Below are 14526 nucleotides of genomic sequence, written 5' to 3' on the forward strand. Positions count from 1 at the left end.
CGCCGACCCGAGTCGGCCGGAAGTCACGTCTCGGCGTCGCCGCTCGCGCCCCCGTTCCCGGTCGGGTCGTCGGTCGGCCCGCCGTTCGGGTCGCCCGCGTGCTCCTTCCGCAACACGGCGTCGTAGTGGTGGTCGTCGGTGTACCGCACCTCGACGAGCCTCCACGCGGTGCCGACGCACGCGCGGTCGAGTATCCGGGGGGCGAACGGGCGGAACACGAGCGTCTCTCCGCGCTCGCGCTCGTACTCGAAGTGGAACGCGCGCAGACCCATCCCGGGTTCCGGATCCGCGCGCGCGCCGAGCAACTCGCCGGCGGTCGCCGCCTCGGGGTCGTAGTTGTCGAGGACCGCGACGGCGTCGTCGGAGGTCACGAACGCGAGGTCGCCGAGGAACTCCCGGAGGTGCGTGCGCGAGCGGACCAGCCCCAACTGGGTGCCGTGGGCGTACGCCGCGGCGAACCGGTCGCGGCCGAACGTCGCCGGCAGGTCGAACATGTCGCCGCGGACCGCGTTCTCGACGCCGCGGTCGCGCATGGTTTCGACGAGGTGTGCGGACACCTCCAGCGCCACCGTCTCGAACCGCGCTTGGAAGTGGAGCGCGTCCCGGCCCGCGCCCGCCCCCAGGTCGAGCAACGGCCCCGAGAGGTGCGACTCGAGCCACCGCGCGTACTCGCTCTCGGGGTCGCGCTCCGCGAAGTAGAACTCCTCGACCGGGTGTTCGCGTTCCCGCTCGCCGTCGACTTGGAGGAGCGGTTCCGTCTGTTCGCCGCGCGCGAACTCCCGGATGGCTCGGCCGAACGGGTCGGACACGGCCGGACGACCGGCCTCGCGGACGGTAACGCTTTCTCACCCGTGTCACCGGTCCGCACGGGCGCCGACAGTCGGTGGGATGAAGCGGTCCCGGCGCGAACACGCCGGTCGTGCCAGAGGCAGACATCCTCCCCGACGAGGCCGAAGAGCGACTCACGGCGACGTGCCGGACCACCGTCGGCGACCAACTCCGCTCGGTGACGTACTTCACGCGCAGCGACTTCGAGCGGGTGTACTTCCGCGAGGACCTCGAACAGGACGTCGACCTGATGGGGTTCATCGGCACCGAGTGGCAGGACTTCAAGCTGACCACCGACACCTACCAGGCGTCGGAACTCGGCGACTACCGCTACACGCTCCGGGTGTTCGAGAACGGCTACCTCGTCCGCATCGCCACCGACAGCGCGGGCGTCGTCGTCACCACCGACGGCCTCGAACTCCGCGACTTCGACGAACTCGCGCGCGCGGTCGCCTCGACGCTCGACGAGTGGCAGAGCGGCGGGCAGGCGGAGTCGTCGAACTGAGCCGACGGTGACGCCGTTCGGCTACCGCCCCACGATCGGCGCCCGGAGCGCCTCCACCTCCGAGAGTATCGCGTCGACGTGGTCGTCGCCGACGCCGTTCTCGCGGAGCGCGGCTTCGAGGTGGGTCGCCACCCGGTCGAAGTCGTCGTCGTCGATGTCGAGGTGGTCGTGCGCCTCGCGCATCTCCGCCCCCGAGTAGTCGACCGGTCCGCCGGCGACCGAACTGATGAACTGGACCTGGTGGGCGCGGAGTTCGACCATGTCCATCCCGTCGAAGAAGTCCACGAGGTGCTCGTCCGCGAGCACCCTGTCGTAGAAGTCGTCGACCACGGCCTCCACCGCGTCCCTGCCGCCGATATCGGCGTAGATCGAGTCGGCCATCGTGTCCGGGCGTGGCTGGGGACCGAAGGGGTATAGTGGCTTTCCCGAACGCGTCTCGCCCGCCACGGGACACCCGCCCGCCGCGGACGCCCGGACGGCGCGACCGCACGGCGTCGGCAGTTCAGTCCCAGAAGCTCTGGGTCCGCGCGTACTGCCGCTCTTGGGCGAGGATGTCGCGGTAGAAGTCGTCCTCGTCCTCGCGGAGTTTGGCGATGATCCGCGCGGCGTTGTGCGGGCCGACGCCGCGGGCCGCGAGCGCGACCACCGCGCGCTTGCCGTGCGCCTGCACGAGGTTCGACGACCGGAACGCCTTCCGCGTCAGTTTCTCCTGTTCGTCGTCCTTCTCGTCGGCGCGGACCGCGCTCACCACCTCGTCGGCCCACGGGTTGAGCGCCGCTATCCGCGTCGACCCGCACTCCGGACACTCCGGCTGGTCGCGCACGCGGCGGACCTTCGTCGTGTGGTCCCACTCCCGACAGTGCACGCACAGCAGGATGACGCGGTCGTCCATGATCCGGTCTTTGATCGTCTCGATGACCGACGCGTCGGCGTTCTCGGGCACGAGCAGTTCCCGGCCGGACGACTGCCCGCCCGTGCCCAGCGGGGTGCGGTCGCGCGCGGCGACGAGTTCCACCTCGCCCGACTGGATGCTCGCGAGCAGGTCCGCCGTCTCGTCGACCGCGAGTTGGGTGTGGAACACCTCCCGGACCGCCTCGTCGAACACCGGGGTGCCCTCCAGCGCGGCCATCAGGCGGTCGGCGCCGAACCGGCCGCTCCCCTGGTAGCGCTTGAGCGCGCCGAACTTGGCGGCGACGTGCGCGAGCGTGAACTTCAGCGTGTCCGAGTGCTTCAACGCGAGTTCGAGCAGCGCCTCGACGTGGGCGGGGTCGGTCCCCTCCAACACCTCGATCACGGTTCCGGGGTCGACCTTCGCGGGCACCTCCAACTCCACGCGGTAGGGGTCCGCCTCCATCCCCACCGACGACCCGGTGCGCTGGCCGATCAGCGCCGACAGCAGGCGGCCGAGCGTCCGGTTGACCTCGTGGCCGAACGCCGCGTTGAGCGTTATCGACCGCCCGCGACCCTCGACGACGACCCGGCCGTCGGTCGGCATCGGGTGGCCCGCCTCGACGTGCCGCTCGACGCCCTCCAGCCCGCCCGCGGCGGTGTGGACGTCCGTCGGGTACCGGTTCGCGAACTCCCGCGCGACGGAGTCGCGGGAGGCGCCGCCCGCGAACTGGGGTTCGGCGACGCCGCGCATCTCGCCCACCTCGCTCGCCACCGCCCGAGGGACGGGTATCTCCTGGCCGGTCCACGACGGCACCTCGCCCGCGGGGTCCTCGATTGGCGCGACGTTCACCTCGCTCTCGTCGTCGTCGATGTCGTTGATCCGCCACATCTCGCCGCGCTGGATGAACGTCTCGCCCGGGGCGGCGAAGTTGACGACGAACCGCTCGTCGAGCGTGCCGATCTGTCTGCGCGAGGAGATGTCGTACACCTCGTACGTCTCCTCGTCGGGGATCATCGAGAGGTTGGCGTAGAAGTACTGCCACGTCCCGCCCGACTTCTCGATCACGTCGCGCTCCTCGTCGAGCCAGAGCAGGCGGTTGCCCGACAGCTCCTCGATCACGGCGCGGAACTGCTCCTCGGGGAGGTCGCGGAACGGGTACGCGGCCGTGAGCAGGTCGTGTGCGTTCCGGATATCCACCTCGCCGAAGTCCATCAACAGCCCGACCGTCTGGTTGGCCACCACGTCGAGGCTGGCGTGGTGGATGCCCGCCGACTCCACGTCGCCCGCAATGGCGCGGCGCGCGATGGCGAGCGCTTCGAGCGTGTCGTCTGGGTGGTCGGTGACGACCGTCCCGTGGCTGGTCTCGCCGCGCCGGTGGCCCGCCCGCCCCACCCGCTGGAGCAGTCGGGCGACCTCCCGCGGGGAGTTGTACTGGACGACGTGGTCGACCCGACCCACGTCGATGCCGAGTTCCATCGAGGAGGTACAGACCAACCCGTCGAGTTCGCCCGCCTTGAACGCGTCCTCCACCTCGATCCGCGCCTGCTTCGACAGCGAGCCGTGGTGGACGCCGATCGGTTCCTCGAGCGTCTTGAACCGCGACCCCAGCGCCTCCGCTGTCTGGCGGGTGTTGACGAACACGAGCGTCGACTCGTTCTCCCGCACGATATCGCGGATGGCGCGGACGTGGCTGGCTATCTCGGGGTCCGTCGCGAGTTCGCCCGCCAGCCGCTCGTCCGCCTCGGTCACCTCTGGCGTCGTCACCGTGAACTCCACGTTCGTGCCCGCGTCCACCTCGACTATCTCACAGCCCCGGTCGCCGGTGAGGAACTTCCCCACCTCCTCGGGGTCGCCGACGGTCGCCGAGAGACCGACCCGCTGGAAGTCGCCCGCGAGCGCGCGGACCCGCTCTAACCCGACCGTCAACTGCGCGCCCCGCTTGGACGCCGCGAGTTCGTGCACCTCGTCGACGACGACGTGGCGCACGTCCGACAGCGCCTTCCGGAGCTTCTCGCCCGTCAGCATCGCCTGGAGCGTCTCGGGCGTCGTCACGAGCACGTCGGGCGGGTCGTCAGCCTGCTTGCTCCGCTGGTAGTCGGAGGTGTCGCCGTGTCTGACCTGCACGTCGAGGTCGAGGTACTCCCCCCACCACTCCAGCCGCTCGCGCATGTCGCGGTTGAGCGCGCGCAGCGGCGTGACGTACAGCGCGCCCAGCCCCGCGGGCCGCGTCTCCGCGAGCGAACTGAACACGGGGAGCATCGCCGTCTCCGTCTTGCCCGTCCCGGTCGGTGCGATCACCAGCGCGTCCCGCCCGTCCGCGACCGGCGGGATGGCGCGGCGCTGCGGCTCCGTGGGCGTGGTGAATCCGCGTTCGGAGAGCGCCGCCCGAACCGGGTCGCCGAGGGCCGCGAAGGCGTCCATCCCGGCCGCCTCCGCCGTATCACTCATCACCCAAAGTAGGGGCGCGAGGCTGTTAAGCCCCGCGCTCCCGGTCGATCCGACCGTCCGCTCGCCGGCTCGCGCGCCCCGCGGACGGGTGGCTACTCCCGGCTGATCGCGATGTTCCGGACCTCGCCGTCACACTCGGGACACGCCCCGGGGTGGGTCGCCGCCGTCTCGCGGTGGCCGCAGTCGACGCACTCGAACAGCCCGTCCGTCGTCTCGTAGGGGTCGATCTGGATGGCTGGCACAGTATCGTGTGGGTTAGTGACACGGTTAAACGTTCCCCGGGTATCGATATTACGCGTATAGTATCCTAGAACGCATCGGGTTGACGAACGATCGATAGTTCGACCGATACCCGGCGCGAACCGGATCGAGCGCCCACATCGGGGGTGCGTCCGCGTGCGCCGCGGCGTCCGGGCGGCCGCCGGTCGAATCGGCGGTCGGCCCGACGCAACTTCCGCGCGCGGCCGGTCGTCCCGGCGTGAGTGCCCTACAGGAGTTCCTCCTCGGCGAGGTTGACGGCGTTGTGGACGGCGCCGACCGACGTGAGGTAGCCCGCGCCGACCGTGGTCTTGCTCGCCCGGGCGGCCGTCCCGCGGAGGACGGTCGGACCGATCTGTGCCACCGCGCCGTCGCCGACCGAGACCAGCCACCCCGGCACGTCGAACCGGTAGCGCTCCAGCCGGGGGTCGAACTCGTCGGCCGACCCGTTCAGTTCGTGGTCGACCAGCCGTCCGACGTTCTCGGCGGCGGTCTTGCCCATCCGGATCGCCGCCGAGGCGCTCGCGGGCACGGGTTCGCCGTCGGCGTCGACCGCGCGGGCGGCGTCGCCGAGCGCGAACGTGCGGTCGGTCAGCCGGAGGTCCGCTCGCACCGTCGGTCGGTCGCCGCCGGTCGCGTCGTCGCCCGTGATGCCGCCGGTCCAGACGAGTTGGTCGTACGCGAGCGGGCCGGCGTCCGTCTCGACACCGCCGTCGGTCACCCGCTCGACGGTCGTCCCGGTCCTGACGTCGACGCCGCGGTCGGTCAACTCCTCGCGGACCGCCCGCCGGAAGTTCGCGGGGAAGTTCGGCGCCACCTCCTCCAACTGCTCGACCAACACCACCTCGATGTCGTCGGGGACGGCCAGCCCGCGTTCCTCCGCGAGCGCGGTCAACTCGCCGGCGACCTGTACCCCCGACAGGCCCGCGCCGCCGACGACCACTTGGCCGCCGCCGGCGTCACAGAGGGCCAGAAACCGCTCGCGGATCGCCGCCGCGTCCGACAGCGACTTCAGCGGCGTCGCGCGTTCGGACAACCCGTCGATGCCGTAGTAGGCGGTTTCCGAGCCGAGACAGAGCGCGCCGTACTCCCACGACAGCGTCTCGCCCGCGTCGAGGTCGGCCCGGCCCGCCTCGGCGTCGACCGACTCGACGCGCGCGTCGACGACCGTCGCCCTGTCGAGTACGTCCGACAGGGGGATGGTGATGGCGTCGGCGACGGCCGGCCGGCGCACCGCGCGGTGAACCTCGTGGACGAGGACGTGGTCGGGACCGTCGTTGACGACGGTGAGGTCGACCTCCGGTGGCAGTCTCGACTCGAGGCGGCGCGCGGTCGACAGTCCGGCGTAGCCGGCACCGAGAACGGCGACATGCATCGGTCGGTGTACGGGTCGCGGCGAAAAGAGCGTACCGACGGCGGGGCGGGACGGCCGCGACCGGGACCGAACGTTCATCCCGGATGGGGCGGGCACGGCCCCCGTGCCCTGACCCTCGCCCGCGGCGGCTCGCGGTCGCGCGGTCGACCGCCGCGGCGTTCGCCCTCCAGTACTCGACCGCCAGTTCGCCCACGCGCGCTCGGAGCGACGGCGCCGAGTCCGCGCCGGTTCGTCCGGACCACCAGGTTCGGCCACCTCGCCCGTCCGGACCGCCGGTTCCGACTCAGAACAGCGCCTTCGACTCGGCGAGCACCTCGGCGGGACCGCCGACCTCCCACACCTCGGTGTCGACGCCGGTTTCGGCGACCCGTCGTTCGACCCGGTCGACGGCGTCGGCGGTGGTGTTGACGTAGACGCTCGCGCCCGTATCCGTCGAGAAGTAGACGGGGACGTCCTCCTCCTCGCGGAGTTCCCGGACGGCGTTGAACACCGCGAGCGTCTCGGGCTGCCAGTACACCCAGCCCGCGGGGCCGGTCATCGTCGTCGCGGTCAGCGACAGCGAGTCGTGCTCCGCGAGTTCGAAGATTCCCGGGAAGGAGCCGTCGCGGAGCGCGTCGCGCATCCGCTGGAGCTGTTCGTGGACGTGCGCCAGCCGCGCGTCGAACATGTGGCTGGCCTCGGCCTCCTCGTGGGCCGCCTCCGTCTCCTTGTACGCGGGCACGAGCGCCGTCACCACGCGGAGGTCCTCCTCGGGGTCGAACCCCTCGGGCGCGCCGCCCGCCGAGCCGTCGGCCGTCCCGACCGCCAGCCGCTCGGAGCGGCAGTCCTCGTCGTTCAACCCGGCGTACAGACAGGAGTACGCCCCCGTCACCGCCCGGGCCGCGGAGGAGGAGCCGCGGCGGGCGACCGCCGACATCTCGGGGTGGCTCATGTCGAGTCCCGCCGCCTCGACCAGCGCCACCGCCAGCGCCGCAAAGCCCGACGACGACGACCCGAACCCGACGTTCGAGGGGAAGGAGTTCTCCGAGACCACGCGCAGCCCGTGGTCGAAGTCGGCCAGTTCGCGGACGTGGTCGGCGACCATCCCGACCCGCTCGGCGCCGCGCCCCTCGACCGACTCGCCGTCGATGGTCAGGTCGTCGTCGCCGGCGCTCGCGTCGGGCTGCCACTCGACGGTGGTGGTGGTCCGTGAGGGGGCGGTACAGACGCTGATCGAGTCGTGATACGGGAACCGCATCTCGGGGTCGCGCATCCCGTGGTACTTGACCAGCCCCTGGATCGGGTGGGCGGTCGCGGTCGCCTTCATACCCGCCGGAGGGGCCGGCCGGGGGTTAGTCGTTCCGACTGCCCGGCGGGTCGCGGTCGGAGTCGCGGCCGGTGCCGGGGCGGTCGCCGCGACCCACGCGGTCGTCGGCGTCCGTGTCCGCGTCGACCGGCGCATCGGCGGCGTCCGCGACGCCCGAGACGACGAACCGCGCGCCCGCGGCGTCGCGGTCGAGGCCGACGCTCCAGCCGTGGTCCTCGGCGACCGTCCGCACGATGGCGAGACCCAACCCCGTGCTGCCGGCGCCCGACCGGCCGGCCTCGAAGAGGTCGTCCGCGTCGGCGGGGTCGACCCCCGGGCCGTCGTCGGCCACGGCGAACCCGTCGTCGGTGGCGCCGACCTCGACCCGGACGCCGTCGCCGCCGTGTTCGACCGCGTTGCGGAACAGGTTCTCGAACAGCCGGCGGGTGCGTGTGGGGTCCGCGCGCAGGCGGCGGTCCGACTCGACCGAGAGGGTCGCCTCCAGCGTGTCGACCGTCTCCCACGCCTCCCGGGCGAGCGTCGACAGCCGCACCGACCGCGGCTCCACCGCATCGCCGCGCGCGAGCAACAGCAGGTCGTCGATGATCGTCTCCATCCGCTCGTGGGCGTCGGCGACCCGGTCGAGGTACGGGGAGTCGCGGTCGGCGGCGGCGAGTTCGCGGTAGCCCTCGGCGACGTTGAGCGGGTTGCGGAGGTCGTGGCTGACGACGCCCGCGAACCGGTCGAGCCGCTCGTTGCGCGCCGCCAGCTCCCGCTCGCGCCGCTCGCGGAGCGTCACGTCGCGGAACAGCGCGACCCGGCCGGCGCCGGCGACGCGACCCGAAAGCGGCGTGACCCGGACGTCGTACGTTCGCCGGTCGCCACCGACCGCGAGCGTGACCCCCCGGTCCGACGACGCGTCTCCGTCGTCGCTGTCGTCCGTCCCGCCGTTGTCCGTCGCGTCGCCGTTCGCCCCGCCGTCGCCGGTCGCGTCGCCGATGGCGCGTACGACGCCCGGCGGCGCGGCGTCGGCGAGCGGGTCGCCGACCTCGGTTCCCGCGACGAGCAACGCCTCCATCACCGGGTTGAAGTCGAGCACGCGGTCGTCGCCGTCGAGGACGAGCACCCCGTCGTCGAGGCGGTCGACGACGATATCGCGGGCGACCGGCGCGGTGTCGAACAGCCGGTGTCGCCGCAGGCTGGTCGCGATCAGCGCCCCCGAGACGGGGAGCGCGACCGGCGTCGGGTCGAACGGGAAGGCGGTCGGCCACACCAGCGACGCCGCGTTGGCGGTCCACGGGACGAGCGCCGCGACGGCCAGCGTCAGCGCCTGTCGCCGGAACGCCCGGCGGGTCCGCACCGCCTGTAGCAGGAGGAGGGCGGTCCCGACGGCTATCAGCACGTACGTGACGCCGATGTACAGGTCGAAGTACGCGCCGCGGGTCGCCGAGAGGTCGGGGACGCCGTCGACGAGGCGGTAGCTCGCCTCGCCCGTGTAGAACAGCCCGTGGACGTGGGTCGTCGCGACTACCGCGAGGGTGAGGGCGACGAACCCGGCGAGCGCCGCGACCGCGCGCCGGCCGGCGAGGCGGTCGGCGTCGGTGAACCGGGCCGCGAACAGGAACCACGCGGGCGGGATCACGGCGTAGCCCGCGTAGCGCACCTTCCGCGCCAGCAGGAGGCGTTCGGCCGACCCGGCGTAGAAGCCGGCGGCCGTCAGCACGCCGACCCACGCGGCCCCGACCATCACCACCGCGAGCCACCGCCCGCCGTTGTCGCCCCGGCGGACGCGGAGCGCGACCGCTACCGACCCGACCGCGGCGAGCACCAACAGGAACGCGAGCGCGTTCGTGATCGCCGAAGGCAACGTCGTCCGATGCCCGGCCCGCGGGAACAAAGGGTTGACGCCGCGCGTATCAGACGGCGGAACGGACCCGGCCGGTGGGTCGTCGGGAACCCGTCGTCAGTACTCGTAGAACCCCGCGCCGGTCTTCTTGCCCAGGTCGCCCGCGGCCACCTTCCGTTCGAGGAGGTAGGCGGGCTTGTAGCGGTCGCCGAGTTCGTCGTGGAGCGTCCGACTCGCCTGCAGACAGACGTCGAGTCCGATGTGGTCGGCGAGTTCGAGCGGTCCCATCGGGACGTTCGTGCCGAGTCTCATCCCCCGGTCGATATCCTCCTTCGAGGCGACACCCTCGTCGTACGCGCGGACCCCCTCGTTGAGCCACGGCATCAAGATCCGGTTGGTGACGAACCCCGGCTTGTCGTCGCTCTCCCACGTCTCCTTCCCGAGTCGCTCGGCGAACTCGTGGGCGAACGCGACGGTCTCGGGGTCGGTCCGCTCGCCGACCACCACCTCGACGCCGCGCATGAGGGGGACGGGGTTCATGAAGTGGAGACCCACCACCAGGTCGGGCCGGTCGGTCGCGGCGGCTATCTCCGTCACCGACAGCGTCGACGTGTTGGTCGCGAGCACCACGTCGTCGTCGGTCACGCTCGCGAGGTCGGCGAACACGTCGCGTTTCACGCCGACCTCCTCGACCACCGCTTCGACCACCAGGTCGGCGTCGGCGACGGCCGCGAGGTCGGTCGTCCCCTCGATGCGCGCGCGGACCGCCTCGGGGTCGTCCACCTCACCTTTCTCCGCCAGCCGCGAGAGCGACGACTCGACGGCGTCGACCCCGCGTTCGACCAGGTCGGTCTCGACGTCGCGCATCACCACGTCGTAGCCGGCGGTCGCGGCGACCTGCGCGATGCCGTTGCCCATCGTCCCGGCGCCGATGACCGCCACCGTGTCGACCTCCGCGAGTCCGCGCATGCGCCGACGTCGGCCGTCGCGGACCGTAAGGATGCCGCCGCGGTCGCCCTCCGGGGCGCAACTCGTCGGTTGGTGGCAGGGAAACGTTAAGAACCAGCGCGACGACACCTACCCGGAGGCGAACGCTCGTGCCCGATGAGTCCGAGGAGTCCGACCGACCCGCGGAATCGGCGGAGTCGGCGGACCCCGACCCGGTCGCGCTCAAGCACGTCGGCCCGGCGACGGCGGCCGTCCTCTCGGAGGCGTCGTTCGATGCCGACGACGTGCGCGGCAAGTCGGTGTCGTTCCGGATGCTCGTCGACGCGGGGGTCAACCCCGGCGTCGCCGCGCGCATCCGCCGCGAGCACTCGCTGTCGTGGTCGTTCGAGTCGGAGGACGGCGACGACCTGAAGCGCCGGTCCGCCCAGATACGCGGGCTGGGTGACGACGAACGGGCGTGGGTCGCCGCCTCGTCGGGCGACTGGGAGGCCGCCGGCGAGGCGGCGACCGACGACGCGGCGGACGAGACGCCGCCGGCCGCCGTCGGCTCCGGGGACGCGGCCGCGGAGGCTGACGGCTCCGGCGACCCCATCGCCGCGGAGTCGGCGTGGCGCGAGCGCTCCCGGCCGACGCCGGTGACGGCGCTCGACGGGGTGGACGACGAGGCGGGCGCGACGCTCGCGGAGGCGGGCATCACCTCGGTGCGGGCGCTCGCGGCTGTCGACCCAACGGCCGTCGCGGACGCCCTCGGCCGGGACGCCGACTGGCTCCGACGGCTCCGCGACGCCGCCGACGCGTCGCTCTGAGTCGGGGTCGGTTCTCCGCTACTCCTCGCGCTCGCGGTGCAGGTGGTCGAGTAGCGCCGCGTTCACCTCGTCGGGCCGGTCGCGGTGGACCCAGTGTGAGGCGTCCGGGAACCGCCGGAGCCGGCCGTCCGCACAGCGGTCGACGCTCTCGCGCGCCAGCCGCGGCCGGAGCGCGGGGTCGCGCTCGCCCCAGCAGACGAGCGTCGGCGGCGACGCGCGCCCGGTCGGCCGGGGCGAACGGGGGAACGCGCGGTACCAGTTCACCATCGACGCCACCGCGCGCTCGCGGGTCCACGCCTCGCGGTAGCGCGCGAGTTCCGCGTCGCCGAACGTGTCCGGCGCCGCCGTCCCCTTGAGCATCCACGCGAGCAGCGCGGCGTCGTCGCGGGTCAGCGCCCACTCGGGCAGCCACGGGAGTTGGAAGAGCCCGGCGTACCAGCTCCGGGCCAGCTGTCCCGGGTCGCGCCGGAGCCGTCGCTCGAACGCGCCCGGGTGCGGGGCGTTGAGCGTCGCGAGACTCTCGACGACGCTCGGGCGGCGGAGCGCGAGGTCCCACGCGACGATGCCGCCCCAGTCGTGGCCGACGACGTGGGCGGCGTCGCGGTCGACCGCCCGCACGAGCGCGGCGATATCGGCCGACAGCGTCGGGAGGGTGTACGACCCGACGCCGACCGGCTTGTCGCTCCGGTTGTACCCCCGCTGGTCGGGGACGACCACGCGGTAGCCCGCCTCGACCAGCGGCGGAAGCTGTTCGTGCCAGCCGTACCAGAAGTCGGGGAAGCCGTGGAGGAGGACGACCGCCGGCCCGTCGGGGTCGCCGGCTTCGACGACGTGGAGGCGGACGCCGTTCACCTCCCGGACGCGCGACTCGGCGGACGGCACCGCGTCGAGCGACGGCGCGGAGTGAGCCATCGTCGGCCGGAGGGACCGCGGACGCATCACGCTTGTGCGGTCGACCCGCCTCCGGCCGGCGGGCGGGACACCGGTCGCGGACGGCGGCGGCGACGCCCGACCGGTAGCGGACCCACTGGCGGCGCACCGCCGTCCGACGCCGAGTCGCAACTCGGCTACGAATAAATTTTCGACGCGTAGTGCCGCGATACTTATGGTGTCCGACGCCACGTCGTCAGACGAGATGCTCCCCCAAGCGGACGACGCCATCACGCGCGACGGCAAGACGCTCATCCTCGCGTACGACCACGGTCTCGAACACGGACCGGTCGACTTCGAGCCCAACCCGGAGACGGCGGACCCCGAGCAGATATTCGAGTTGGCGACCCACGACGCGGTGACGTCGGTCGCGGTGGGCAAGGGGATGGCGGAGGCGTACTACCCCTCCTACGAGGACGACATGGCGCTGCTCGCCAAACTCAACGGCACGTCGAACATGTGGGTGGGCGAGCCGGACTCGGCGGTCAACTGGTCGGTCGACTACGCCGCCGACCTCGGCGCGGACGCCATCGGCTTCACGCTGTACGGCGGGTCGAACCACGAGGTGGAGATGGCCGAGGAGTTCGCCGAGGCCCAAGAGAAGGCGCGCGCGAACGACATGGGCGTCGTGATGTGGTCGTACCCCCGCGGGCAGGGGATGAAGAGCACCACCGACCCCGACACCATCGCGTACGCGACGCGGCTGGGGCTCGAACTCGGCGCGGACATCGCGAAGGTGAAGTACCCCGGCTCGCCCGAGGCGATGCAACACGCCGTCGAGATGGCCGGCCCGGCGAAGGTGGTCATGTCGGGCGGGTCGAAGACCGACGACGAGGCGTTCCTCTCGACGGTCGAGGCCGCGGTGGCGAACGGCGCCTCGGGGCTGGCGGTCGGGCGGAACGTGTTCCAGCGGGAGAATCCCGAGGAGATCCTCGACGCGCTCGAAGCGGTCATCTTCGACGAGCAGAGCGCCGAAGAAGCGCTCGAAGGCGGGACCGCCCCCGCGGATGACTGAGCGCACCGCCGGCGACCGGGCGGGCGGGTCGGTGTCGGCTTCGCGAACGCGGCCGCCGGCGCGGGAGCGGTCGGCGTGAGTTCCGACTCCGTGGCCGAGCGGGTGTTCGACGCCGTCGCCGCGAGCGCGCCCGAGGTGCGCGCGAGCCTCCCCGGCCGCCGGGCGTACCTCGACGACGAGAACCCCTCGGGCGAGTCGATGCTGGCGGCGGACGCGCACGCCGACGACCTGCTCGCCGACCGGCTGACCGGCGTCGACGGCGTCGGCGCGTACGCCAGCGAGGAGCGCGAGGCGGTCGTCGAGGCCGACGAGTCGGGCGGCGTCTCGGTCGCGTGCGACCCGCTCGACGGCTCGTCGAACCTCAAGTCGAACAACCCGATGGGGACCATCGTCGGGGTGTACGACGGCGACCTGCCCGCGTCGGGCCGGGATCTGCTCGGCGCGGCGTACGTGCTGTACGGCCCGGTGACGACGATGGTCTGTGCGCGCGACGGCGCGGCGCGCGACTACCTCGTCGCCGACGGCGAGCGGGAGGACCTCGGCGACCTCTCCTTGCCCGAGGAGCCGACGGTGTACGGCTTCGGCGGGCGGGTGCCCGACTGGCCCGACGCGTTCGCGTCGTACGTCGAGGAACTGGAGGAGGACGAGCTGAAACTCCGGTACGGCGGCGCGATGGTGGCCGACGTGAGCCAGGTGTTGACGTACGGCGGCGTGTTCGGCTACCCCGCGCTGGAGTCGGCGCCGGAGGGGAAGCTCAGACTCCAGTTCGAGGCGAACCCGGTGGGGTACCTCGTCGAGGCGGCGGGCGGCCGCTCGTCCGACGGCGAGGGGTCGGTGCTCGACCGGGAGGCGGCGTCGCTCCACGAGCGGACGCCGGTCCACGTCGGCAACGCGGCGCTGGTCGACCGGTTGGAAGCGGCGCTGGCCTGAGGCCGGCTCCGAGACCGGAGGACGACGAGAGCCGGAACCGACGGACCTACTTTCGACCCCCTCCTCGTCCGGGCAATGAGAGACAAGTACAAGGAGCTGATGTTGCGGAGCTTCAAGGACGGGATGGACGTGGTCGACACGTACAACGAGTGGGCCGAGAAGGCGTTCGACGACCCCTCGGCGGTCCCCGCACAGGCGGTCCCGCAGGTGGCGATGGCGCTGTACCAGAGCCGCGTGATGGACGGCTGGGGCGGCGACGGCGGGTTCGACATCCCGGAGTTCGACGACAAGATGTTCGACTGAAGCGCGGTTCGAGGAAGCGAGCGGAGCGAGCGACCGAGAACCGCGGGACGACGGCGGCGAGGTCTTCGGGCCGAGCCGCCCAGAGAGATACTGCGCGACTGAGTGCGGAGCGAGCGACCGAGAACCGCGATACGACGGCGGCGAGGTCTTCGGGCCG

The 14526-nt window shown here is 72.3% G+C and carries 14 protein-coding genes; 5 read left to right on the forward strand and 9 right to left on the reverse strand.

All coding sequences use genetic code 11. The annotated features are described in order from the left end of the window. Positions 1-23: 23 nt before the first annotated feature. Positions 24-809, reverse strand: a complete 786-nt coding sequence (locus K933_RS08690) for a class I SAM-dependent methyltransferase (protein ID WP_023394344.1) — start codon at positions 807-809, stop codon at positions 24-26. Between the two features lie 110 nt (positions 810-919). Here K933_RS08690 and K933_RS08695 point away from each other — a divergent pair, with 110 nt between their 5' ends. Next, positions 920-1333, forward strand: a complete 414-nt coding sequence (locus K933_RS08695; RefSeq protein ID WP_023394345.1) for a DUF7522 family protein — start codon at positions 920-922, stop codon at positions 1331-1333. Between the two features lie 21 nt (positions 1334-1354). Here the strand turns inward: K933_RS08695 and K933_RS08700 are convergent, their stop codons facing one another. The 7 genes from K933_RS08700 to K933_RS08725 form a co-directional block, all read right to left on the reverse strand. Then, positions 1355-1714: a group I truncated hemoglobin gene (locus tag K933_RS08700; RefSeq protein WP_023394346.1), complete on the reverse strand. Its 360-nt coding sequence runs from the start codon at positions 1712-1714 to the stop codon at positions 1355-1357. A gap of 121 nt (positions 1715-1835) precedes the next feature. Further along, positions 1836-4673, reverse strand: coding sequence for a DEAD/DEAH box helicase (locus K933_RS08705; RefSeq protein ID WP_049947717.1), 2838 nt, complete (start codon positions 4671-4673; stop codon positions 1836-1838). A 92-nt stretch (positions 4674-4765) separates the two neighbouring features. Beyond that, positions 4766-4915: a rubrerythrin-like domain-containing protein gene (locus K933_RS17955; protein ID WP_023394348.1), complete on the reverse strand. Its 150-nt coding sequence runs from the start codon at positions 4913-4915 to the stop codon at positions 4766-4768. A gap of 245 nt (positions 4916-5160) precedes the next feature. Beyond that, positions 5161-6306 carry an NAD(P)/FAD-dependent oxidoreductase gene (locus K933_RS08710; protein WP_023394349.1) on the reverse strand — a complete coding sequence of 382 codons (1146 nt, stop codon included), beginning with the start codon at positions 6304-6306 and terminating at the stop codon, positions 5161-5163. 283 nt (positions 6307-6589) lie between these two features. Beyond that, positions 6590-7612 carry a phosphomevalonate decarboxylase MvaD gene (mvaD, locus tag K933_RS08715; protein ID WP_023394350.1) on the reverse strand — a complete coding sequence of 341 codons (1023 nt, stop codon included), beginning with the start codon at positions 7610-7612 and terminating at the stop codon, positions 6590-6592. A 25-nt stretch (positions 7613-7637) separates the two neighbouring features. Beyond that, positions 7638-9458, reverse strand: a complete 1821-nt coding sequence (locus K933_RS08720; RefSeq protein WP_023394351.1) for a sensor histidine kinase — start codon at positions 9456-9458, stop codon at positions 7638-7640. A gap of 96 nt (positions 9459-9554) precedes the next feature. Continuing rightward, positions 9555-10406 (reverse strand): 3-hydroxyacyl-CoA dehydrogenase family protein, encoded by an 852-nt coding sequence (locus K933_RS08725; RefSeq protein ID WP_023394352.1) that lies wholly within the window; start codon positions 10404-10406, stop codon positions 9555-9557. 128 nt (positions 10407-10534) lie between these two features. Here K933_RS08725 and K933_RS08730 point away from each other — a divergent pair, with 128 nt between their 5' ends. After that, entirely contained in the window at positions 10535-11191 is a 657-nt protein-coding gene (locus tag K933_RS08730) for a DUF7409 domain-containing protein (RefSeq protein ID WP_023394353.1), read from the forward strand. A gap of 18 nt (positions 11192-11209) precedes the next feature. Here K933_RS08730 and K933_RS08735 read toward each other — a convergent pair whose 3' ends face one another. Further along, positions 11210-12103 carry an alpha/beta fold hydrolase gene (locus tag K933_RS08735; protein ID WP_023394354.1) on the reverse strand — a complete coding sequence of 298 codons (894 nt, stop codon included), beginning with the start codon at positions 12101-12103 and terminating at the stop codon, positions 11210-11212. Positions 12104-12326: 223 nt separating this feature from the next. Between K933_RS08735 and K933_RS08740 the strand changes: the two genes are divergently transcribed. The 3 genes from K933_RS08740 to K933_RS08750 all read left to right on the forward strand — a co-directional run bounded on the left by K933_RS08740 (position 12327) and on the right by K933_RS08750 (position 14369). Continuing rightward, a complete protein-coding gene (locus K933_RS08740) occupies positions 12327-13136 on the forward strand; it encodes a class I fructose-bisphosphate aldolase (protein ID WP_049947731.1) in 810 nt (269 codons plus the stop codon). Between the two features lie 75 nt (positions 13137-13211). Further along, entirely contained in the window at positions 13212-14066 is an 855-nt protein-coding gene (locus tag K933_RS08745) for a class 1 fructose-bisphosphatase (protein ID WP_023394356.1), read from the forward strand. 75 nt (positions 14067-14141) lie between these two features. Continuing rightward, positions 14142-14369, forward strand: a complete 228-nt coding sequence (locus K933_RS08750) for a hypothetical protein (RefSeq protein ID WP_023394357.1) — start codon at positions 14142-14144, stop codon at positions 14367-14369. Positions 14370-14526: the final 157 nt, after the last annotated feature.

Source organism: Candidatus Halobonum tyrrellensis G22, from assembly GCF_000495475.1.
Classification (GTDB): Archaea; Halobacteriota; Halobacteria; order Halobacteriales; family Haloferacaceae; genus Halobonum; species Halobonum tyrrellense.

Excerpts from the sequence above, each read along its gene's own strand:
- K933_RS08705 (WP_049947717.1), bottom strand. The coding sequence starts at position 4,673 with ATGAGTGATACGGCGGAGGCGGCCGGGATGGACGCCTTCGCGGCCCTC.
- K933_RS08750 (WP_023394357.1), top strand. The coding sequence starts at position 14,142 with ATGAGAGACAAGTACAAGGAGCTGATGTTGCGGAGCTTCAAGGACGGG.
- K933_RS08725 (WP_023394352.1), bottom strand. The coding sequence starts at position 10,406 with ATGCGCGGACTCGCGGAGGTCGACACGGTGGCGGTCATCGGCGCCGGG.
- K933_RS08735 (WP_023394354.1), bottom strand. The coding sequence starts at position 12,103 with ATGGCTCACTCCGCGCCGTCGCTCGACGCGGTGCCGTCCGCCGAGTCG.
- mvaD (WP_023394350.1), bottom strand. The coding sequence starts at position 7,612 with ATGAAGGCGACCGCGACCGCCCACCCGATCCAGGGGCTGGTCAAGTAC.
- K933_RS08710 (WP_023394349.1), bottom strand. The coding sequence starts at position 6,306 with ATGCATGTCGCCGTTCTCGGTGCCGGCTACGCCGGACTGTCGACCGCG.
- K933_RS08740 (WP_049947731.1), top strand. The coding sequence starts at position 12,327 with ATGCTCCCCCAAGCGGACGACGCCATCACGCGCGACGGCAAGACGCTC.
- K933_RS08700 (WP_023394346.1), bottom strand. The coding sequence starts at position 1,714 with ATGGCCGACTCGATCTACGCCGATATCGGCGGCAGGGACGCGGTGGAG.